Annotated in this window: 18 protein-coding genes and 1 pseudogene; 12 read left to right on the top strand and 7 right to left on the bottom strand. The window is 38.7% G+C overall.

The window, feature by feature from the left end; all coding sequences use genetic code 11:
• Window positions 1-132: 132 nt before the first annotated feature.
• Window positions 133-1,775 (bottom strand): annotated as a pseudogene (gene pyrG / locus MKP09_RS15930) (CTP synthase).
• Window positions 1,776-2,182: 407 nt separating this feature from the next.
• Between pyrG and MKP09_RS15925 the strand changes: the two are divergent.
• The 6 genes from MKP09_RS15925 (at window position 2,183) to MKP09_RS15900 (ending at window position 7,545) form a co-directional block, all read left to right on the top strand.
• On the top strand, window positions 2,183-3,484 hold the full coding sequence (locus MKP09_RS15925; RefSeq protein ID WP_240831033.1) for a spondin domain-containing protein: 1,302 nt from the start codon (window positions 2,183-2,185) through the stop codon (window positions 3,482-3,484).
• A gap of 105 nt (window positions 3,485-3,589) precedes the next feature.
• Entirely contained in the window at window positions 3,590-4,435 is an 846-nt protein-coding gene (locus tag MKP09_RS27465; protein WP_240831030.1) for a helix-turn-helix domain-containing protein, read from the top strand.
• Between the two features lie 22 nt (window positions 4,436-4,457).
• Window positions 4,458-5,096: a peroxiredoxin-like family protein gene (locus MKP09_RS15915; RefSeq protein WP_240831029.1), complete on the top strand. Its 639-nt coding sequence runs from the start codon at window positions 4,458-4,460 to the stop codon at window positions 5,094-5,096.
• Between the two features lie 243 nt (window positions 5,097-5,339).
• Window positions 5,340-6,296: a PAS domain-containing protein gene (locus tag MKP09_RS15910; RefSeq protein WP_262915435.1), complete on the top strand. Its 957-nt coding sequence runs from the start codon at window positions 5,340-5,342 to the stop codon at window positions 6,294-6,296.
• Window positions 6,281-7,135, top strand: a complete 855-nt coding sequence (locus MKP09_RS26365; RefSeq protein ID WP_262915434.1) for a sensor histidine kinase — start codon at window positions 6,281-6,283, stop codon at window positions 7,133-7,135. Before MKP09_RS15910 ends, MKP09_RS26365 begins: the two co-directional genes overlap by 16 nt.
• Window positions 7,132-7,545, top strand: a complete 414-nt coding sequence (locus MKP09_RS15900) for a response regulator (RefSeq protein ID WP_240831027.1) — start codon at window positions 7,132-7,134, stop codon at window positions 7,543-7,545. The genes MKP09_RS26365 and MKP09_RS15900 overlap by 4 nt, the downstream gene beginning before the upstream one ends.
• A gap of 17 nt (window positions 7,546-7,562) precedes the next feature.
• Here the strand turns inward: MKP09_RS15900 and proC are convergent, their stop codons facing one another.
• Both proC and purL read right to left on the bottom strand, forming a co-directional pair.
• Complete coding sequence (proC, locus tag MKP09_RS15895) at window positions 7,563-8,360, bottom strand: pyrroline-5-carboxylate reductase (RefSeq protein ID WP_240831025.1); 798 nt, start codon at window positions 8,358-8,360, stop codon at window positions 7,563-7,565.
• Between the two features lie 142 nt (window positions 8,361-8,502).
• Window positions 8,503-10,734 (bottom strand): phosphoribosylformylglycinamidine synthase subunit PurL, encoded by a 2,232-nt coding sequence (purL, locus tag MKP09_RS15890; protein WP_240831013.1) that lies wholly within the window; start codon window positions 10,732-10,734, stop codon window positions 8,503-8,505.
• Window positions 10,735-11,126: 392 nt separating this feature from the next.
• Between purL and MKP09_RS15885 the strand changes: the two genes are divergently transcribed.
• Window positions 11,127-12,242 carry a formylglycine-generating enzyme family protein gene (locus MKP09_RS15885; protein WP_240831012.1) on the top strand — a complete coding sequence of 372 codons (1,116 nt, stop codon included), beginning with the start codon at window positions 11,127-11,129 and terminating at the stop codon, window positions 12,240-12,242.
• Between the two features lie 152 nt (window positions 12,243-12,394).
• On the opposite strand, the gene ubiE is transcribed toward MKP09_RS15885, so the two are convergent.
• Window positions 12,395-13,159 (bottom strand): bifunctional demethylmenaquinone methyltransferase/2-methoxy-6-polyprenyl-1,4-benzoquinol methylase UbiE, encoded by a 765-nt coding sequence (gene ubiE, locus MKP09_RS15880; RefSeq protein ID WP_240831010.1) that lies wholly within the window; start codon window positions 13,157-13,159, stop codon window positions 12,395-12,397.
• 301 nt (window positions 13,160-13,460) lie between these two features.
• On the opposite strand from ubiE, the gene MKP09_RS15875 reads away from it, so the two are divergent.
• From MKP09_RS15875 to MKP09_RS15860, 4 genes are all read left to right on the top strand, one after another.
• Complete coding sequence (locus MKP09_RS15875; protein ID WP_240831008.1) at window positions 13,461-14,402, top strand: substrate-binding domain-containing protein; 942 nt, start codon at window positions 13,461-13,463, stop codon at window positions 14,400-14,402.
• A gap of 83 nt (window positions 14,403-14,485) precedes the next feature.
• Window positions 14,486-15,136: a ribosome biogenesis GTP-binding protein YihA/YsxC gene (gene yihA / locus MKP09_RS15870; protein ID WP_240831005.1), complete on the top strand. Its 651-nt coding sequence runs from the start codon at window positions 14,486-14,488 to the stop codon at window positions 15,134-15,136.
• A 116-nt stretch (window positions 15,137-15,252) separates the two neighbouring features.
• Window positions 15,253-15,918, top strand: coding sequence for a hypothetical protein (locus MKP09_RS15865; RefSeq protein ID WP_240831002.1), 666 nt, complete (start codon window positions 15,253-15,255; stop codon window positions 15,916-15,918).
• A complete protein-coding gene (locus MKP09_RS15860; protein ID WP_240831000.1) occupies window positions 15,897-16,319 on the top strand; it encodes a DUF4856 domain-containing protein in 423 nt (140 codons plus the stop codon). Before MKP09_RS15865 ends, MKP09_RS15860 begins: the two co-directional genes overlap by 22 nt.
• On the opposite strand, the gene MKP09_RS15855 is transcribed toward MKP09_RS15860, so the two are convergent.
• The 3 genes from MKP09_RS15855 to MKP09_RS15845 form a co-directional block, all read right to left on the bottom strand.
• Window positions 16,314-17,450: a MutS-related protein gene (locus MKP09_RS15855; protein ID WP_240830998.1), complete on the bottom strand. Its 1,137-nt coding sequence runs from the start codon at window positions 17,448-17,450 to the stop codon at window positions 16,314-16,316. The genes MKP09_RS15860 and MKP09_RS15855 overlap by 6 nt on opposite strands.
• A complete protein-coding gene (locus MKP09_RS15850; RefSeq protein WP_240830996.1) occupies window positions 17,435-17,632 on the bottom strand; it encodes a hypothetical protein in 198 nt (65 codons plus the stop codon). The genes MKP09_RS15855 and MKP09_RS15850 overlap by 16 nt, the downstream gene beginning before the upstream one ends.
• Window positions 17,633-17,873: 241 nt before the next feature.
• Window positions 17,874-19,160, bottom strand: a complete 1,287-nt coding sequence (locus MKP09_RS15845; protein ID WP_240830994.1) for a dihydroorotase — start codon at window positions 19,158-19,160, stop codon at window positions 17,874-17,876.
• Window positions 19,161-19,329: 169 nt separating this feature from the next.
• Here MKP09_RS15845 and MKP09_RS15840 point away from each other — a divergent pair, with 169 nt between their 5' ends.
• Window positions 19,330-21,024, top strand: a complete 1,695-nt coding sequence (locus MKP09_RS15840; RefSeq protein WP_240830988.1) for a hypothetical protein — start codon at window positions 19,330-19,332, stop codon at window positions 21,022-21,024.
• The last annotated feature ends 83 nt before the right edge of the window (window positions 21,025-21,107 follow it).

Genomic DNA, 21,107 nt, shown 5'->3' with positions numbered 1-21,107 from the left:
TGCGTGATTTATGGATAAATGTAACAATTATATACATAAAAAATATATCGGCTTACAGATTTTATTATGTATATAAAAATAAAGAGGTTCCTTTTTGAGAACCTCTTGTGTAATATAAAGTATGATCTGGTATTATAATTTAGCCATTTCTGCCTTATGTTCTATTGGAGTGGCAGTGCTGCGTGCTATTGCGGCTTTAACAAAGTGAACAAAAATAGGCTGGGGGTTTTCTACCGTGCTTTTTAATTCAGGGTGGTATTGTGCTCCAACAAAGAAAGGGTGATTGGTCAATTCAATAAATTCAACCAGTCCGCTATCAGGATTCTTACCGCTTGCCACCATTCCTGCTGTTTCAAACGCATCCAGATATTTATTGTTGAACTCCCAACGGTGCCGGTGCCTCTCAGTAATAGTTTCCGCCCCGTAAATTTTGTAAGCAAGGCTATCTGGCTTGATAGCACATTTGTAAGAGCCAAGTCTCATGGTGCCGCCTTTTTCTGTCACCAGTTTTTGTTCTTCCATCAAATCAATGACAGGCTCTTTCGTGTTTTCATCCATTTCAGTTGAGTTAGCATCCTCTATTCCCAACACATTCCTGGCAAATTCGATGGCAGCCATCTGCATACCCAGGCAGATGCCGAAGAAAGGCAATCCGTTTTCACGCGCATATTTTACAGCAGTTATTTTTCCTTCAATGCCGCGCATACCAAAGCCCGGCGCTACTAACAAGCCTTCTAGCCCGGCTAGTTTTTCTTCTACATTTTCATCTGTAATATATTCACTATGCACATTCACAATTTGTACCTGGCATTCGTTCACTGCACCAGCATGAACAAACGATTCAAGTATTGATTTGTAAGCATCCTGTAATTCAAGATATTTTCCTATCAAACCAATACGCACCACTGTTTTAGGGTATTTAAGTTTATCAAGGAATGTACGCCATTTCGAAAGTTCTGGTTCTTCGTAACCTATTATATTCATTTTTTCAAACAAATTACGTCCAGCTTTTCCCGAAGCATTGCTAACGGAACTTCATAAATGGTGGATTGATCGGCAGCCTCAATCACCGCTTCCTGTTTTACATTACAGAAAAGCGCGATTTTTCTTTTTAACTCGGGTGTTAAAGGTCGCTCTGTTCTACATACAATAATATCGGGGCTAACACCTTCCTGGCTAAGCATCCTTACACTATGCTGCGTAGGTTTTGTTTTTAATTCTTTCGCTGCTTTTAAATAAGGAATATAAGTAAGATGAATGACAACCGTATTTTCTTCGGGCAATTCCCATTGTAACTGGCGTATAGCTTCTACAAATGGAAGGCTTTCTATATCACCGATGGTTCCGCCAATTTCTGTGATCACAATATCATAATCGCCGGTATTACCCAGCTCCATCATGCGGCGCTTAATTTCATTTGTTATGTGTGGAACCACCTGAACCGTTTTTCCCAGGTAAGCGCCTTCTCTTTCTTTGTTAATAACGGTTTGGTAAATGCGGCCTGTAGTAACATTATTGGCCTGCGATGTGAAAATATTTAGAAATCTTTCATAGTGGCCAAGATCAAGGTCTGTCTCAGCGCCATCTTCTGTTACATAACATTCGCCATGTTCATAAGGATTTAAAGTTCCGGGGTCAATATTAATATAGGGGTCGAACTTCTGGATTGTTACCCTAAGGCCACGTGCCTGTAAAAGCTTGGCTAGCGAAGCTGCAATAATGCCTTTTCCTAAAGAGGAAGTTACACCACCTGTAACAAAAATATACTTGGCCATACTAAAAATGATTTTAGTTATATGATTTTGAAGGCTTACCAGGAAGGCAGTCCCGTATCATACAATCAATTACTATATCTTAAAAAAACTAAATGAAAAAACTCAAAGTGACCGACAGAAATAATCGATGTGAAAAATTTTTGAGGTCGCACAAAGGTATAGATTTCCTTTGTATTATCGGATGTAGCATATCGCTTTTTTATGCAATCATGACACAAATCATTTTTGTATTACAAAATTGGCGTTAGCAAAATCATTAACAGAACTAAAGACAACCGTAAGTACTTAAGGAACCATTAAAAAGTGTAATAGGGAAATATTGGCATGGAAAAAGGAATTTCAGGTATTCTTTCGACCAGCTGTACCCGGTAGCTTTGTCTGAAGTAATTCAATCAAAATTAAAACATATGACTTATCAAAGAAAAAATTTATTGCGTGAGTTGTTTATGATGTTGCCTGTATTGGCTATCATCATAACATCGTGTGAAAGGCAAGAGGTAGAGATGCCGGAAGCAAAAACGATAACTATCGAAAATGTACTGGACAGTCGGCCATTGGTTCAGTCGGGAACTTTTAAAGGTGCTGGAAATCCGCCAGTGATATTTCCCGGTCAATCAGTTACCATTACATTTTCAGCAGCAAAAGGTCAGGCGTTAAGTTTTGCAACCATGTATGGCTGGTCTAACGACCTGTTTTTTGCACCTGAAAATCCTGGTATAAAATTGTATGAAGATGATGGCACACCCATTACCGGCGATGTGTCGGATCAAATAAAATTGTGGGATAATGGAACGCGCATTAACCAGGTGCCTGGCAGTACTGCAACGCATCCAGGCACAGCAGAAACTTCACCAAAAAATATAAAAGAAGTTGATCTGGTAGATGATCAGGGAAATGTTTATTTAGAGGCTTCTAAATTGATGAACCTGTCTTTGGCTTACGACGGCAAATCCATGTTCACGTTAACGATCAAAAATAACAGCGGAGGAACGATCAATGAAACACCATTTAGTCCGGGTGTTTGGTCCGTTTCATATATTGTAGGTGGTGATCTGTTAAATGAAAAACCTATTTATGAAGAAGGTAAGCCAAGCGCTAATGGGCTTACAAATATTGCAGAAATGGGCGATATAGCTACAATGAGCGCTCATCTTACCAGTTTGACGGGTATATTTACGCCCTTATCGCCTATATTAGTTGTGGTATATAATGGCAATGAAAATCCATTTTATAAAGCAGGCGAAAAAGACAGAGGCGAAGGGTTGAAGGAGCTTGCTCAAACAGGTAACGCTGATGTGTTGGCCGCTGCATTAAAAACAAAAGCAAGCGTAAAAGATGTATATATATTGAAAGAATCTGTAACAACACTTTTGTTGCCGATGATCAATGGAAATGCAGGAGGAAAAGTGTCGCAGCAACTGAGTTTAAAGAAAGGTGATAAGATTGCTTTGGCAACCATGTATGGACTTTCAAACGATTGGTTCTTTGCAACAACCGCTGAAGGCATTAGTGGGGCTACAAAAGGGGATGTTTCTTCCCAGATCAAATTATATGATAATGGCACATCAGTAAGCCAATATCCGGGTGCAGGTATTTCGCAAGCGGCTTTGGGAGGAACACCAATGGTGGAAAGCAAAGTGATTGAAGAAGTGCCCAATCCAAATGCGTTTACCACACTTCCTCCAATTATAAAAGTCAATATAAATTAATCACGAAGCAGGTTTGTAACAAGTCTGATACAAACCTGCTTATTTGTTAATGGGGAGATTTTTTTGTACCATTGTGCATAACTGCGTATAAAAAAATCTATTAAAGTGCCACACATTTTCCGGAATAAAAACACCAACGGTTTGTTTCTGATTCATAAAGGAGGTGATGGACATGCATTAAAGGGTGAAGGTATTTTGAAAGATGACACCATCAACAGCATTGTTTATAATGGTGGCAAAAGTCAAACAGTAATAATTGATGAAGTGCCGTATGCGTTTCCATCAAAATCCGTATTGCCGCTGATGGTCAATCAGCACTTTGTTTTTGAAAGTCCGGAAACACTAACCGCGTGGCAATTTAACCGGGAGTTTTATTGTATTGTTGATCATGATAAGGAAGTAGGATGTGTTGGTTTTTTATTTTATGGAATCAGGCATCCTTTGTTTATAAATTTAACAGATGAAGAAGTAGCAGACATTGAGATAATTGAAAAGATGTGCTTTTCAGATTTACAGGTTATAGATAGTATGCAGGGCGAAATGTTGCGCACTTTATTAAAAAGATTGATCATTGGCATCACAAGGGTTGCGCGCAGACAGACTTTAAATGAAGGACATTTAGATGATGAAAAACTGGATGTGGTACGGATGTTTAATCTTACACTTGAAGGGCATTTTAAAACAGAACATTCGGTAAGTTTTTATGCGAAGGTATTGAACAGGTCGCCCAAAACATTGAGCAATCTTTTTGCAGCATTAAATTATCCGCCACCTTCGAAAGTAATACAAAACAGAATTTTGTTAGAAGCAAAACGCTACTTCAATTATTCAGGAAAAACGGCAAAGGAAATTGGTTATGCATTAGGCTTTACAAGTCCGGCACATTTTAGTCGCTTTTTTAAACAGCATAGCGGAAAAAGTATTTCCACTTTTAAAGGCGGTCGACTCTAAATATTAATTATAAAAAATATAAATGAAATTTATTAAAATAGTATCAGTTATCTGTGCTTTACTATTTTCTGGTATGATTATGCCAGAATCAGTACATGCACAGAGTTATGGAGCACCCGAAAAACCTCAGGATGTGAGCCCGTTGTTAGTTGGCGAAACTGTTCCTGATTTAAAATTACCTGATGCGTCAGGAACGCAGATCGATCTTAAAAAAGAGGTCAGTAAAAAACCTGCAATTCTTGTATTTTACAGAGGTGGGTGGTGTCCTTATTGCCAGGTGCAACTTGCAGGGTTGCAAAAGGCTGCGAAAGAATTGGAATCGTTGGGATACCAGGTAATGGCAGTGAGCACCGACAGTCCTGATAATTTAAAAGAAACTATTAAGAAGAGAAAGTTGACTTATACATTGCTTTCTGACGCTGATCTTTCTTTGTCGAAAGGTTTCGGCATCGCATTTGCCGCACCTAAAAACTATCACTCTTTTTTAGGTGCGTCTTCAGGAGGAAAAAATATAGACAATCTTTTGCCGGTGCCTGCAATTTATATTTTGAATAAAAAAGGGGAGATCAAATTTGAACATATTGATCCTGATTTTAAAACGAGGATGGGCCCGGACTTGCTTATAGCATTAGCTAAAGCGTATGCTTTGGAAGTGAAATAAGGAATGTGAATTTTCATGTATTAAAGAGAGCTGTCTTTTAGATAGCTCTCTTTGTATTACACGGTTTAACGGCGACATTGGACTATTTATCAGGAAGGCTGAACAGGATCGTTTATGTAGGATCCTGTATATTCTACAGTTGAATTGAGCGTAGCAAGATGGATGCTATCTATTTATTGATGGCTTAACAATTTGTAATAAAACCACTATCTTGCTGCAATTGTTCCAAACTTAGCAGGCTTTATGAAAAATCATATTGTAGATTCCGCAACCGACAGTATTCTGGGAATTAGCTTAACAGGTAAAGTACTGTACGCTAATCATGCTGCAATAGCGTTATTTCAGGATAGTGATCAACCTGATTCTTTACAAGGGCGTTCGTTTATATCACTTTTAGCACCCGAATACAAAGATGCTTTTGAGGTAAGCCTGGAACGATTGAAGTTTAATGAACATTTAGAAATAGTCAAATCGGAAATTGTAACGTTTTCCGACATAAAAAAATCTGTGTTTATCCAATATTCTTCTATTCTGGATGAGAATGGAAGGATCATTGGCGTTTCTGCTGTTTTAAGATTGGCCAGCCAAACTTATAAGGTTGCCAGTAAAGCGCAGGCGCTGTTGGAGACAGCTCCGGATGCAATGGTGATCGTTAATAAACAAGGACAAATTGTTCTTGCTAATGCACAAACGGAAAGTTTGTTTGGATATACTAAAGATGAACTGTTGGGCCAGGAAGTAGAAGTGCTTATTCCTGATTCATTTTTGAAGTATCATAAAAGTCATAGGGAAACTTATTTTAAACAGCCTACTACCCGAAGCATGGGTAAGGGAATAGAATTGTACGCAAAGAGAAAGGATAGCTCTACTTTTCAGGCTGAGATTTCATTAAGCCCTTTAATAACTGAAGAAGGGACTTTTGTGTCGGCTGCAATAAGAGATATTACTGAACGAAAACGTGGTGAACAAATGTTCAGAGGGCTTTTGGAAAGTGCGCCTGATGCTATGGTAATTGTAAGTAAAGATGGCATTATCCAACTAGTAAACACGCAAGTGGAAAATATTTTTGGTTATAATAAAAGCGAACTAATAGGAAAGCGAGTAGAGATTTTAATACCCGATCGCTTTCGCGGAAACCACACTTCGCACCGGGATGGTTTTTTTCAAACCCCAAAGCCCGCCCAATGGGAGCTGGGTTAGAGTTAAAAGGACTTCGAAAAAGCGGCGAGGAATTTCCGATTGAAATATCTTTAAGTCCTTTGGAAACAGATGAAGGTATCATTGTAAGTGCTGCTATCAGAGATATTACTGATCGGATAAAAGCTCAAAATGTATTGAAGGCGTACAATCTGGAGTTGGAAAATAAAAATAAAGAACTTGAACAGTTTGCATACATTGCTTCGCATGACCTGCAAGAACCACTTAGAACAGTAATGAGTTTTGTTGAACTTTTAGAAGAAGATTATAGCGATTTTTTTAATGAGCAGGGAAAACAATATTTGGATTTTATAAATGAGTCTACTCAAAGAATGAGTAACCTTATTAAGGCCTTATTAGATTACTCACTTATCGGTAGAAATATTGAGCTTTCTGTTACCGACTGCAATTCGATTGTGTCGTCAGTTATTAAAGATCTTTCAACAAAAATAAATGAGTCTAATGCAAAAATCGTTGCTGATGAATTGCCAGTGATCAATGCTTACAAAACCGAATTGAGATTGTTATTTCAAAATCTTATTATTAACGCATTAAAGTTTAAAAAGCCCGGCAGAGATCCGGATATTAAAATTGAATGTATTGAACAAGATAATTATTGGAGATTTTTTGTAAAAGATAATGGAATTGGTGTGGAAGAAGAATACGGGGAAAAAATATTCAGGATATTTCAACGGCTACATACCAATAGTAATTATGAAGGTACTGGAATTGGTTTGGCGCACAGTAAAAAAATTGTGGATTTGCACGAAGGAGAAATAAATGTAAAACCTAACCAACCTTACGGAAGTATTTTTACCTTTACCATTTTTAAACATTTATGAGTGCAATCAAATTGAATTGTATAGTCCTTATTGATGATAACAGGGCGGCTAATTTTATCAATAAAATCATATTAGATAAAATTGATTGCGCCGAACATGTGATTGCTTTTGATAGTGGCGAGGAGGCTTTTAAATATTTAACAAACAAGGATGTTGAAAGCTATATTAAACCTGATCTGATTTTCTTAGATATTAACATGCCCAAAATGGATGGATGGGAGTTTGTTGCTAAACTTTCGGACGATTCTAAAACACTATCGCTTCATATTCCAATTATAATTCTAACAACATCTTCTAACCCAACCGATTTAGAAAAAGCTCATAATACACCCGAAGTAAAAGAACTTATTAATAAGCCGCTGAAAAAGGAAACGGTTTTAAAAATATTAGAAAAGTATTTTCCAGCATAACAAGTTGCTGCGCAATATCAATCCTTTGCTATTTTTTTATAACTGGTAATAACGCCACGTATCAACGAAGAGCTAAAACCTCTGTGTTCCATTTCGTTCAAGCCCACAATGGTACAGCCTTTAGGTGTAGTAACCTTATCAATTTCCTGCTCAGGATGACTATTATTAGTAAGCAATAATTCTGCCGCACCCTTTACTGTTTGTGCCGCAATCAGACTTGCAGTTTTGGCATCAAAACCAATTTCTATACCTCCTTGTATATTCGCCCTTACGTAGCGCAGCGCAAAAGCTGTTCCGCATGCACCTAATACTACTGTTGCTGCATCCATTAATTTATCATCAATCACAGCAACTTTACCAACTGTGTTAAACATTTTAGTAACCAGCTGTACCTGCTTCTCTGTCGCATTATCAAAGCTGATACAGGTCATACTTTCCTGGATAGCTACCGCTGTATTGGGCATAGCGCGAAATACAGGCAATTCAATTTGCGCCATTTCTTTCAGATCAGTTACTGTTACACCCGTAATTACTGAAATAAGAATATGCTTTTTAGTTAAGGCGGATGCAATTGTTTTCATTACACCTTCGATCTGATAAGGCTTTACCGCAAGAATAATCACTTCGCTTGTGGCAGTTGCTTTAACATTATCGTCAGTAATTTTTACAGCTTTAGGAAGGTCTCCTTTAAGTGTTGAAATATTTCTTTTCGTGATCGTAATATCCGAAGAATTCGAAAAATTACTTTTTATCAAACCTTGCGCAATGGCCGTTCCTAAGTTGCCGCCACCTATAATTGCTATTTTTTGAGCCACAATAATTTTTTATATGTTATCAACAATAAATATAACTGATCGGTATTGCCACGCTCGCTTCAACAGCGGTACACAGCTCATCCTATTTATTCACTGCCTGCAAAAATGGTATTCATGGTCAGACCGACACAGTCAGACCATGTTACAAACTTCCTAATGCCTCAGCCGCCGTTTCTTTACTTAAATATTTTTCAATGGCGGTATCGTAAGCGTCCTGCCATTTGTCAATATCACCCCAGTTTTGGCCATCTACATTAATAATGTTGCCGGTAACAGCACCCACTTTGGCAAAAGGCGCATTACCAACTGCCGATTCAAATTCGTTCACCTTATCTGCTGCAACCGTTACTATCACCCGGCTTTGGCCTTCTCCAAATAAAAACGCGTCTTTGCGAAGGCCGGCAATGTGCGACACACTAAAGCCCAAACCATTTACAAACCCGCTTTCGCAAAGGTTCACAAACACACCGCCTTCGCTTACATCGTGCGCAGAATTGATAAGTTTTTGGGAGATCAGTTTGGTAACTAATTGTTGTAGTTCAAATTCTTCTTCCAAATCGAAATATGGTGCAGGCGATTTTGTTACTCCATGAACATGATATAAATATTCAGATGAATTAATATCGTCGTTTTGTTTACCTAATATATAAATGGCATCGCCTTCCTGTTTAAAGCCGAGTGTCATTTTATCTTCAATATTTTCCAAAAGTCCAACCATTCCAATTGTTGGAGTCGGATTCACCGGTCCATCCGGATTCTGATTATAGAAACTTACATTACCGCCAGTTACCGGCGTATCAAACTTGCGACACGCATCGCCCATGCCTTTCACAGCATTTACAAACTGATAATATAATTCAGGAATATAAGGGTTGCCAAAGTTGAGGCAGTTGGTAACACCCAAAGGTTGTCCACCGCTACAAACAATATTACGTGCAGCTTCGCTTACCGCTATCATCGCACCTTTATAAGGATCAGCATACACATAACGGCTGTTACAGTCTGTAGTTACTGCAAGTCCTTTTGTCGTTCCCTTTACCGTTACAATCGCTGCATCCGACGGCGCATTAGTTGATGCGTTAACGGTACCCACCATGCTATCATACTGATTAAAGATCCACCTTTTTGAAGCGATGGAAGGAAGCGCAATTATTTTTTCCGCAACGGTTTTTAAATCTCCGGGCTGTTTGATGGTTGATGCATCAAATGCGTTAATTTCTGCCAAATATTTTGGTTCTGTATATTCTCTATCGTATTGAGGAGCTCCGCCGCCTAAAACTAATTCTTCAGCAGGAAGAGATGCTTCCAATTCTCCATTCATATAAAAATTAAGGATGCCATCATTAGTAACATGTCCGATCACAGAACATGGCAGATCCCATTTTTCAAAAACAGCTTCCACTTCTTTTTCACGTCCTTTTTCAGCCACTAATAACATACGTTCCTGGCTTTCGCTTAGCAACAGTTCCCAAGCCTTCATATTTTGCTGGCGTGTAGGAACTTTTTCCAGATCGATTTTCATTCCCACACCACCTTTGGCACTCATTTCTGCGGTAGAACAAATAATACCAGCCGCCCCCATATCCTGCATACCCACAACAGCGCCTGTCTGAATTACTTCAAGACAGGCTTCTAACAATTTCTTTTCCTGAAAAGGATCGCCCACCTGAACGGCTGGTAATTCCTGCACACTATCTGATGTAATATCAGCAGATGCAAAAGAAGCACCGCCAATACCATCTTTGCCAGTTGCACTTCCCACAAACATTACAGGGTTTCCTTCGCCTTCGGCTGTTGCAGAAACAGTTTCACCTGTTTTTACAATGCCTACGCTCATGGCATTTACCAAAGGATTGGTATGATAACATTGATCGAAATATATTTCTCCGCCAACAGTTGGTACGCCAAAGCAGTTGCCATAATGGCCAATGCCGTGTACAACACCCGCCAGCAAATGCTGCGTTTTAGCTTCTTCCAATCTTCCAAAGCGCAAAGAGTTTAAAGCGGCGATTGGTCTTGCACCCATTGTAAATATATCACGATGGATACCGCCCACGCCAGTTGCTGCACCTTGAAATGGTTCTAATGCGGAAGGGTGATTGTGCGATTCAATTTTGAAAACAACACCCAAGCCATCGCCGATGTCCATAAGACCAGCATTTTCTTCACCAGCGGCTACCAACATTTTACCTCCATCACGAGGTAAAGTTTTTAACCATTTGATGGAGTTTTTATAACTACAATGCTCGCTCCACATAGCTGAAAAGGCGCATAGCTCGTTAAAATTCGGCATGCGTCCCAGTTTTTTTTGTATTAGTTCAAATTCTTCTGGGGTTATTCTTAATTGCTCGGCGGTTTTTACTGTTATTTCCATGAATTGTTGCTTAAAGCGTAATGCTAAAAACGTGAAGGAGTCTTTACTTTCCGTTTTAGCTTTAAAAGCAGCAAATCTACAAACTACTGAGAAAACAAATGGTATTAGTTAAGATTTAGTTGAGAAAGAAATTGTCGATTACCTAATGTAATGCCATAATTAAAATAAGGTGCCACTTATTTAGCGTGTCATAGCTCTTTACAATAAATAAGAAAGTACAAAAAACATGAGCTTTTGCAGGTGCCAATCTCTTTAATCAATACATTCGGGGATGTTAAATTTGAGCGATAGAGGAAACCTTAAAGTGAAAGCTCGGGATATTCAGAACAAAAAATATTAGGATAAACGTCTAAAAATGATGTCTGATAACAAGAAACTGGTATTTTTATACAATGATCTCTCTAAAAAGTATTTTGGCTCCGGCAGGTTTGTTGTGCCTGCTGCTGGCTTGTAAAAATGGCGGAAAAACAAGTGACCCATCTAATAAAGATTCTGCTCATTCTTGTATGAAAGTGCCTTCCCGTTTTGGTAGCTCAGATTCAACTAATATAGCGTTTGGAGGTGACACTTCGGTTGCCGGAATGGTTTTAATTCCGGGTGGCGTATTTGATATGGGAGGAGATAACAAACAGGCAAGTGATGATGAATATCCTAAACATAAGGTGGAAGTATCTCCTTTTTACATGGACGTAACAGAAGTTACCAACGCTCAGTTTAAAAAATTTATAGATGCAACCGGATATGTAACTACCGCTGAGCGCAAACCAGATTGGGAAGAAATCAAAAAAACGGTGCCTCCAGGAACACCCCGGCCACCGGATAGCCTGCTGGTAGCGGCGTCGCTCGTTTTTCGCCAGTCTGGCGGACCAGTTGATCTGAATGATTACAGCCAATGGTGGAGCTGGGTTAAAGGAGCCGATTGGAAACACCCGCAAGGTCCAGGCAGCAGTATTGATGGAAAGGATAACTATCCTGTTGTGCAGGTAAGCTGGGATGATGCACAGGCGTATTGCAAATGGGCTGGAAAGCGTTTACCAACAGAAGCTGAATGGGAATTTGCCTCGCGTGGAGGACTCATCAATAATATTTATCCATGGGGTAATGAACATGTAAACCAGGGTACACCAAAGGCCAATAGTTGGGAAGGAAAATTTCCGTATTTAAACGAAAAGAAAGACGGTTATGTAACTATGGCTCCTGTTAAATCCTTTGCTGGTAATGGTTATGGATTGTTTGATATGGCTGGAAATGTGTGGGAGTGGTGCAGTGACCTATACAATTACGATTATTATAAACAATTGGAAGGCAAACTTACTGTAAATCCGCAGGGACCAGACAAATCTTATGATCCGCAAGAGCCTTACACTTTAAAAAGAAGCCTTCGTGGAGGAAGCTTTTTATGTAACGATTCTTATTGCAGCGGTTATCGTACAGCTCGCCGAATGAAAAGCAGTCCGGACACAGGTTTGGAGCATACCGGCTTCAGATGTGTGAAAACTGCGAAGTAATAAAACTGATATTTTTATTGAGCCAGCAATGAATAAGTGGCATCTTCGTTGTGTCACTCTCTTGTACTGTAGAATAAATAGCATCCTATATAAAGATACAGACCTTCGAGGTTTTTAAAACCTCGAAGGTCTTGCACAGACGTAACCTGCACCTATTTCGAAGCCGAATAAATACAGCACATGCCGAAAGTCAGCGCTTTGTAGCCGGAGTTCTTAAATCCAACTTTATCAAGTATGGCTGTGAAATCTTTTCTTTCAGGAAATGCCTTTGCTGATTTATTTAAATATTGATAAGCTTGTTTGTCCTGCTTAAATGCCTTGGCAATTTGCGGAGCTACAACGCTCATATAAAGCTGGTATAAACTATTAATAAATGCGGGCTTGGGGCGGGAAAATTCAATAATACATAATTGACCGCCTGGCTTTAATACGCGGCGCATTTCTGAAAGGCCTTTTTCAAGATTTTCAAAGTTACGAACACCGAAAGCTGCCATTACTGCATCGAAAGATGCGTCTGCAAAGTGAAGGTTTTCAGAATCACCTTTTTCTAATTTGATATGTTGGCTTAGCCCAAGTTTTTCAATCTTTTTCCTGCCTTCTTCCAGCATTTGTGTAGAAATGTCAACACCGGTTATTTGCTTAGGATTAAGCATTTTGAAGGAGCGGATCGCCATGTCTCCGGTTCCGGTAGCAATATCAAGTATATATTGAGGCTGATGCTTTTTAAGGGAATTGATCGCTTTTTTACGCCAGCTTACATCAGTTCTTGCGGATAAAAAACGATTCATGAAATCATATTTCCCTGCAATTTTATCGAACATTTCAGCAACCTGCTCTTTTTTAGTTTTCTCAGATTCACTGAATGGTATGATATGATCGTGTGGTTGTGCCGGCATGGGCGCAAAGATAGGGGGCATTTCAGATTTTTGATTTGTTTTTTGGCAAGACAAGCGGTATGGTTTTCGTATAAATTGAAGTTGAGTTATATTAACATCTGAAAGGCTGGTGGATTGAAGCGGAAAGGCGAATCCACCAGCTGGCGGACGGTTAATAGCTGAGCATTACAACTGCTGACAGGCCCAAACCATTAATAATTTGTCGATAAATATTGGAGGGAGTAGCTTTGTGATAACTTAGAGGCATAATTAGTTGGCTAATGAAGGATTTTTTAAGAATATAGAACTAGATGAGCTTTCGTCAACACCAAAATATTTACAGTTGGCCCAATCGGTTATAAAGGCTATAGCGCTGGGGAAAATTGAACATGACGATGTGATGCCGTCGATAAATGAAATGAGTTTTGAATTTGATATATCGAGAGACACTGCAGAAAAGTCATACAAATATTTGAAAAAGTTAGGTGTGCTGGGATCGGTGCCGGGAAAAGGGTATTATGTTAAAACGACGAATGTAAAAAATGATGTAAAAGTATTTTTGCTGTTCAATAAACTAAGTGCGCATAAAAAAATCATTTACGACTCGTTTGTAAAAGCGCTTGGAGATAACGCCACTATCGACTTCTACATTTATAATAATGATTTTAATTTCTTTAAGCGTTTGCTGACCAATGCAGGAAAGCACTATTCGCATTTTGTAATCATTGCACATTTTTTGGAGAGCGGCGAAAATGCTTACGAGATATTGAATACCATTCCCAAGGAAAAGTTGGTGTTACTGGACAAGCTAGTGCCTGGTGTAAGTGGTGATTTTAGTGCGGTGTATGAGAATTTTGAAAATGATATTTACAGCGCTTTGGAAGATGCACTGGAACGCCTTAAGAAATATGAGCGGCTGAAGATCATTGTTCCTTCGTATACTTATTTTCCAGACGAAATAACAAATGGTTTTAAAAGATTTTGTCACGAGTATGCTTTTACCGCATCGGTTGTTAACGATATTTCGAAAGAAAAAATGGAACCTGGTGCGGCCTATATTAGTTTGATGGAGGACGATCTTGTAACGCTGATCGAAAAAATAAAAGACTCAAAACTTAAGATAGGACAGGATATTGGCGTAATAAGTTATAATGAAACTCCGCTGAAAAAGCTGATATTGCAGGGCGTTACGACATTTTCGACCGACTTTGAAGAAATGGGCAGACAGGCTGCATTGTTGATATTAGACGGCGCAAGAAAAAAATCGAAATTCCTTTTCATTTAAAATTGAGGCCGTCGCTTTAGCTGGTTCATGTTTCATAGGTACTTTTATATTCTAAATTTCATATTTAATATTTTTCATTTCTCATGCAAATAATTTCCGCATCTTATATAAAAAGTAGCGCCATTTATACTCAATGCCCGCCAGCCGATAAAGCTGAGTATGCGTTTATTGGACGCAGTAACGTTGGTAAATCATCTCTGATAAATATGTTATGTGATAAAAAGGGATTGGCTAAAATTTCGTCAGCGCCCGGTAAGACACAATTGATCAATCATTTCATCATTAACGACCTGGCAAAAGACAATACCAAAGCGAAACAGGGCAAAAGCTGGTATCTTGTGGATCTTCCAGGTTATGGATATGCAAAAGTTTCGCAAAAGCAACGAAAGAGCTGGACCTCGATGATTGAAGATTACATACTCAAACGAACAAACCTGGGTAATTTATTTGTATTAATTGACAGCAGGCATGAGCCGCAAAAAATTGATCTGGAATTTGTTGATCAATTAGGGGAATGGCAGGTTCCGTTTGCGATTGTGTTTACTAAGGCTGATAAAAATAAACCCGGCGCTACAGTGAAGAACGTTCAAATGTTTATGGATGCTTTAAATGAAAATTGGGCGGATGCTCCACCACATTTTGTTTCGTCTGCAATAAGGGGAGATGGTCGCAAAGAGGTGCTTGATTTTATAAGTGATTTGAATAAGGAATACGCTGCGCTACAAGGAAAGTAAAGAGTGGCTCACGCAAACACGAATAAATACAGAATGTTTCAGTGAAATCGGGTGCGTTCTGTGAGAAAATATTAAATACTATTTTTGATTTTTATCTGTATCCCAAAGTTTTAAAGATGAAGTTGTTTTTAAGATTAAGCATTGGTTTTATTATATGTGTTCTGGCATCTTGCGTAAAGAATGAACCTTTTTTGCAGGCGTATACAGTTCCGCCAACCTATAATTTCGAAAACAAAGATTCCTCTGCTACGGCGCGCCTGATTATGATGCATGGAATAAAGAATTACCTAAATAAAGGAGCAAACAGTCAATTAGATTCGGCTATGATTGACTCTTTGTGGAATAACAATGGTAGAGAGTTTACAAATGAATTGATATCGGGTTTTGTGTATTCTGCTGAGCAGCTGAATAAGATGACTTCGGTGGATCTTGTTTCAGCCACCGTCAAGGCAGATTCAATTATTGCGTTTGCGGATTCGGTAGTACTTAATAGTCCATTTTATAATAATGCAGCAAGTAGTGGCACTCCAGGTACAAGTCCAATTTCACAGCCCGTTTCCACTAAAAAGCTTTTTAGTAAAGATGGGGTTGTGTTTGATGAAGTTTGGTTCCATGCAATGCTTGGAGCCATGGCTATGGATAATGCTTTAGCACAGTTAACTGCTACAGGAACCACTGCTTCTCAAGCCTGGAACCTTGCTTTTGATTATACCGGGTTGCCCAAGAATATGATCCATCTTTTAATTATGAGACAACGCCCGTGCGTGCTGACAGGCCGTTAGGTATAGCCGCTTATTTGGGAGCAACTGGTGCAGGTGCAAAAGTATATGAAGAATTCAGAAGAGGCAGAAGTGCGATCGGTGCCGGTGACGGGCGTATAAGCGGTATTTCACTTAACATTATCCTGCTTAATATTGAAACAACTTTGGCTGCTACAGCAGTGAATTTTCTTGATGATGCGAAAGAATTTACGGATGTACCCTCAAAGCTTAATGCATTGTCAAAGGCTTACGGGCTGGTGATTGGTTTAGAAAACAGAGCATTGAGCGATTTGTTAACCAGTGAAAATTACAATGCGATTAGGAATGTGTTTAAAGATCGGTTTTATACTTTAGTGCAAGATGCTTCTTATACTAAAATTAATACAGCGAGATCCTTGCTGGCAGGGGCTTACGGGTTATAACCTTTCCAACATCTCTACTACTTTTTCACGCTTCAAAATAACGTAGCCCAATCTGTCTTTGCTGATTCCTTCTTTTAGTTGATAACTAAAAGAAAGCGCTTCTTCTGTCACAGTTGTTTCAAAATGACGGAACGCAATTGTTGGTAGGTCTTTTAATTCTTCTCCAATTTCATACAAATGTGTAGAAAGGATAAATAAAGATGTTTTTACTTTTACCAAACCTGTAATAACGGCTAAAGAGCATCGCATAGCATCTTCCACATTAGTACCTTTAAACAGTTCGTCAATCAGCACCAGCCATTTTTTCCCATCGTTAATTTTTAGAACTGTATTTTTTATACGTTGTACTTCGTTAAAGAAGAAACTTTCTCCTTTTGCAATATTATCTACAACATTGATATTGCTGATAAGCCCATCAAAAAGTGTAAGCTTCATTTCTGTTGCAGGAACGCCCATGCCTATATGCGCCAGAAAAACAGAAGATCCAACCGACTTTATCAGTGTGCTTTTGCCAGCCATATTTGCCCCGGTCAAAAAAAGAAAATTATGTTCGGGGCTCATTTGCAAATGATAGGGAACAGGATTGTGTAGCAATAAATGGTATAACCCTTTAGCTTCAAAAAAGGGATGCTCGCTTTCAACAAATTCAGGGAAATGCAAGTTGTACTTTTTTACTGCTAACGCCATGGAGTACCATGCATCTAACCTGCTATATATCTCTATCAGTTCCTGAACTTCAGTTTTATAATTTCCACGAACATTAGCAGCAAAATATAAACTTTTATGTTGTGGAACAACTTCATCTGTACCAATATTAGCCATTTGTCTGAATGGCTCGATACTATTGATCAGATGATGAATGCGATCAATATATTTGCTAAAGTTGGAAGGCATGTCAACGCCGCTTAGAATTATTTCGATCTTTTTGAGCCCTCTGAAAAAATCAGTAAAATGCTTAACAGAAAACTTAGCCATGGAATAGTCAGCGCTGTGAAGCAGCCGATACATAAAAGCATCTACAGCCGAAGGGTTATCGCCAATAGTATCCAGCGCATAATCTAAAAACTTTACCATTACCAGCACCGTTCCGTTCGATATCTCTTCAGGCCAGTCATCTATGTAATCAACCAATTTTTTGAGAATATTTTGTGTTCCGGTAATTTTTTTGATATCATTAAAAGGCGTGGAAAAAAATGCCGTAACCATTCTTTACCGCCTTCTGTGCGCGTAAAGTTGAGTTTATGAAAAATAGAATAGCCTTCTTCCGGATGGAAGATGGAAATGTCGTTAAAAGAAATATTATCTATTTGCATGGTTTTAAAAGTTGACGGATGGCAGATGAGAGTTGACAGACGAGTTCGACCAAAAAATGGAAGAGTTGATTGGCAGTAGCATTTGTAATTGATAAAAATTTTAACCTATTTTAGGCAGATGCGATGCATAAACTGTCATTTGTCAACTATCAACTGTCATCTCAAGATTACCTTTCAAACAAAAGTCTTTCTCCTTTTACAGACTCATTCCATTGCCCATTTCCATAAACTAAATTGCCATTTACAAAAGTATGTGTAATACTTGCCGGAAAAGTAAAAGGATTTCCATTTTCACCAGCCTTTTCAAAAGGACTCCATCCGCATTTGTAAAGAATATTTTTTTGTTTACGGTTAAAGATTGTTGAAGGTCTGCAACTACAAGATCAGCAAAAAAACCTTCGCGTATATAACCTCTTTCTTTAATTGAAAAACAATCAGCTACCGCATGGCTCATTTTTTCGACAATCTTTTCTAAAGATATTTTCCCAATGCTATTATAATATAACATCAACGGCAATGCATGTTGCACCAATGGTAAACCCGCATGAGCTTTTAAATAAGGTTCATTTTTTTCTTCAAAAGTATGTGGCGCATGATCGGTGGCTATTACGTCCAAACGATCGTCCAGTAAGGCTTTCCAAAGGGCTTCTTTATTATGTGCCGCTTTAATGGCTGGGTTACATTTAATAAAATTGCCTTGTTGTGCGTAATCATCGGCAAAAAAATGAAGATGATGTACACATACTTCGGCGGTAATTCGTTTATCCTTTAATGGCAACATATTGCTAAACAGCTGCAATTCTTTTTCAGTAGTGATATGCAGAATGTGCAGGCGCGCATTGTGTTTTTTTGCGAGTTGAACAGCATAGAAAGAAGATTCAAAACAAGCTTCTTCATTTCTGATGATGGGGTGATCGGCTGCGGTAAGCTCGCGATTTTCGGCCAGTGCCTTTTGCATATTGGCTTTGATGATCTTTTCATCTTCACAATGAGTAGCAATCAGCATTTCGCTTTCACCAAATATTCTATCTAAAACCAATGGATTATCAACCAGCAGATTACCGGTACTGCTGCCCATAAACATTTTAATGCCACAAATCCGGTCTTTGAATTTGTTAGCGGCTAAAGTGCTGTCTGCATTTTCGTTGCTGGTGCCAATATAAAAGGAGTAATTGGCAAGGGCTGTTTGCGCTGCAATATTGTATTTGTTTTCCAGCAGATCGAGTGTGAAGGCGGGAGGAACAGTATTGGGCATTTCCATAAAGCTGGTTACGCCACCGGCAACAGCTGCTTTGCTTTCGGTATAAATATTAGCCTTGTGTGTAAGGCCGGGCTCGCGAAAATGCACTTGGTCGTCTATCGCTCCTGGCAATAAATGTTTTCCTTCGCCATTGATTTCCACCACATTTTCTTTGGTATTAATTTGATTGCCGATTTTTTCAATACGTCCGTTTTTTATTAAAACGTCTTTAGCGTCCGTTTTTCCTTCGTTTACTACCTGAATGTTTTTAAAAAGATATATTTGCATAGTTTTTGTCTTTATGTTCGATTAACTTTTTGGCGTACATCTAATATCGTATGTCGTACATGTGCTGATATATATTCTTCAGTACAAGAGTGCGACGCAAGGAAGATGATAGAAGTACTTCGGGGGAGCATAAAAATAAAAGTAGTTTATTAAACCTTATCAACAAACTATGAAATTTAAGAAATACCTGCCTGTGCTTGCAGTTGTTTTGTGTCCTTTTGTGTCTTTTTCGCAAACGACCAATTTGCCTCGCGGTGATAAACAGGAAATATTACTGGACCGGCTTGAAATAAAAGCACAGCGCGACCCGGCGCTGAACCTTAGTAAAATAAAGCCTTATAGCAGGGAAACGTTTGTGCCAGCCATGAAAAATTATCTGAACGTTGATTCTTCTATGGATGCTAACCTAACCAACGTTGATAAATATTATTTGAAGAGCCTGCTGGCTAATAACCTGGAATGGTTACCTGAAAACGAACGTGAACAGTATATGAGTAAGAAGCGAGTAGGAAATACTTTTTATCAGTATCCTGCTGGATTGTTTGAAACACACGTTAAAGATTTTGACCTGGTAATAAATCCGGTACTGAATATTGGATTTATGAAAGAAACAGGTAATGACCAAAACCTGTTTTATAATACACGCGGTATTTCTATACGCGGGCGCATTGCCAATAAAATCGGTTTTTATACTACACTTACCGACAACCAGGAGCGTTACCCATTGTATGTACAGGATTGGATGAATGAACGTAATGCAGTACCCGGCGCAGGATACTACAAAAATTTTAAGGGTGCAGGTGGAAGAGATTACTTTGATGCACGCGGTTATGTAACTTTTGGTGTAACCAAATATATCGATGTGGCTTTTGGTTATGATAAAAACTTTATTGGCAATGGGCAGCGCAGTTTGTTTCTGAGCGATTTTGGAAATAATAATTTGTTTTTGAGATTGAACACTAGGATATGGAAGTTTAATTATCAAAACTTATTCATGGAATTGACCCATGCTCATCAAAAGCAAAGTGACGGATTATTGGGAAAGAAATATGCTGCCATGCACCATTTGGATATCAATCTAACAAAATGGCTGAATGTTGGGATTTTTGAAGGCATCGTATTTGGTCGCACTAATCGTTTTGAATTTGGTTATCTGGTTCCTGTTATTTTTTACAGATCAGTAGAACATAACTTAGGTAGCCCAGACAACGCTGTGGTAGGAATGGATTTTAAAGCAAACGTAGCAAGAACGGCACAAGTTTACGGACAATTATTATTTGATGAACTCAAAACTTCTGAGCTAACAGGAGGCAATGGCTGGTGGGCCAATAAATTTGGTTACCAAATAGGTGCTAAATATATAGATGCTTTTAAAGTTAAAAATCTCGATCTTCAATTAGAGTTAAACCGAGTAAGGCCGTACACTTATTCTCATAAAGATTCTGTAGCAAATTATTCTCATTATAATCAACCTTTGGCACATCCATTAATGGCGAACTTTAACGAATGGATAGGCGTTGCGCGATATAGGCCAGCTCCGAAATGGATGATTGAAGGACGAGCGATGTATTATACACAAGGGCTTGACAGTACAGGATCGGTAAACTTTGGTAGTAATCTGTTTTTACCAAATACAACCAGAACCGGGGATTATGGACATGATATCAACAGCGGCTGGAAAACGAACACCGCAATGGCAAGCTTGCTTTTGTCGTATGAAGTAAAAGAAAATCTTTTCCTTGAGTTTATGGGTATGTTTCGTAAGCAACGCTATGATGCTCCGCCAATTAAGCCTACTAAAAACAGCACGGTATTTAATCTTGGTGTAAGGTGGAATATTGCGCGGAGGGATTTTTATTTTTAACGATATTCTGATATGTAAGGTGGTTATCTTTGTTCCTATTATCAAAATTAAATTTATTCATCCAGGCACTATATACTTAGTTT

Source organism: Paraniabella ginsengisoli (genome assembly GCF_022513635.1).
GTDB lineage: Bacteria > Bacteroidota > Bacteroidia > Chitinophagales > Chitinophagaceae > Niabella > Niabella ginsengisoli.
This window is presented reverse-complemented; position numbering and strand designations above follow the sequence as displayed.

Excerpts from the sequence above, each read along its gene's own strand:
- MKP09_RS15925 (WP_240831033.1), top strand. The coding sequence starts at position 2,183 with ATGACTTATCAAAGAAAAAATTTATTGCGTGAGTTGTTTATGATGTTG.
- MKP09_RS15915 (WP_240831029.1), top strand. The coding sequence starts at position 4,458 with ATGAAATTTATTAAAATAGTATCAGTTATCTGTGCTTTACTATTTTCT.
- MKP09_RS15910 (WP_262915435.1), top strand. The coding sequence starts at position 5,340 with ATGAAAAATCATATTGTAGATTCCGCAACCGACAGTATTCTGGGAATT.
- MKP09_RS26365 (WP_262915434.1), top strand. The coding sequence starts at position 6,281 with ATGGGAGCTGGGTTAGAGTTAAAAGGACTTCGAAAAAGCGGCGAGGAA.
- MKP09_RS15900 (WP_240831027.1), top strand. The coding sequence starts at position 7,132 with ATGAGTGCAATCAAATTGAATTGTATAGTCCTTATTGATGATAACAGG.
- purL (WP_240831013.1), bottom strand. The coding sequence starts at position 10,734 with ATGGAAATAACAGTAAAAACCGCCGAGCAATTAAGAATAACCCCAGAA.
- MKP09_RS15885 (WP_240831012.1), top strand. The coding sequence starts at position 11,127 with ATGATCTCTCTAAAAAGTATTTTGGCTCCGGCAGGTTTGTTGTGCCTG.
- ubiE (WP_240831010.1), bottom strand. The coding sequence starts at position 13,159 with ATGCCCCCTATCTTTGCGCCCATGCCGGCACAACCACACGATCATATC.
- yihA (WP_240831005.1), top strand. The coding sequence starts at position 14,486 with ATGCAAATAATTTCCGCATCTTATATAAAAAGTAGCGCCATTTATACT.
- MKP09_RS15865 (WP_240831002.1), top strand. The coding sequence starts at position 15,253 with ATGAAGTTGTTTTTAAGATTAAGCATTGGTTTTATTATATGTGTTCTG.
- MKP09_RS15850 (WP_240830996.1), bottom strand. The coding sequence starts at position 17,632 with ATGCAAATAGATAATATTTCTTTTAACGACATTTCCATCTTCCATCCG.
- MKP09_RS15845 (WP_240830994.1), bottom strand. The coding sequence starts at position 19,160 with ATGCAAATATATCTTTTTAAAAACATTCAGGTAGTAAACGAAGGAAAA.
- MKP09_RS15840 (WP_240830988.1), top strand. The coding sequence starts at position 19,330 with ATGAAATTTAAGAAATACCTGCCTGTGCTTGCAGTTGTTTTGTGTCCT.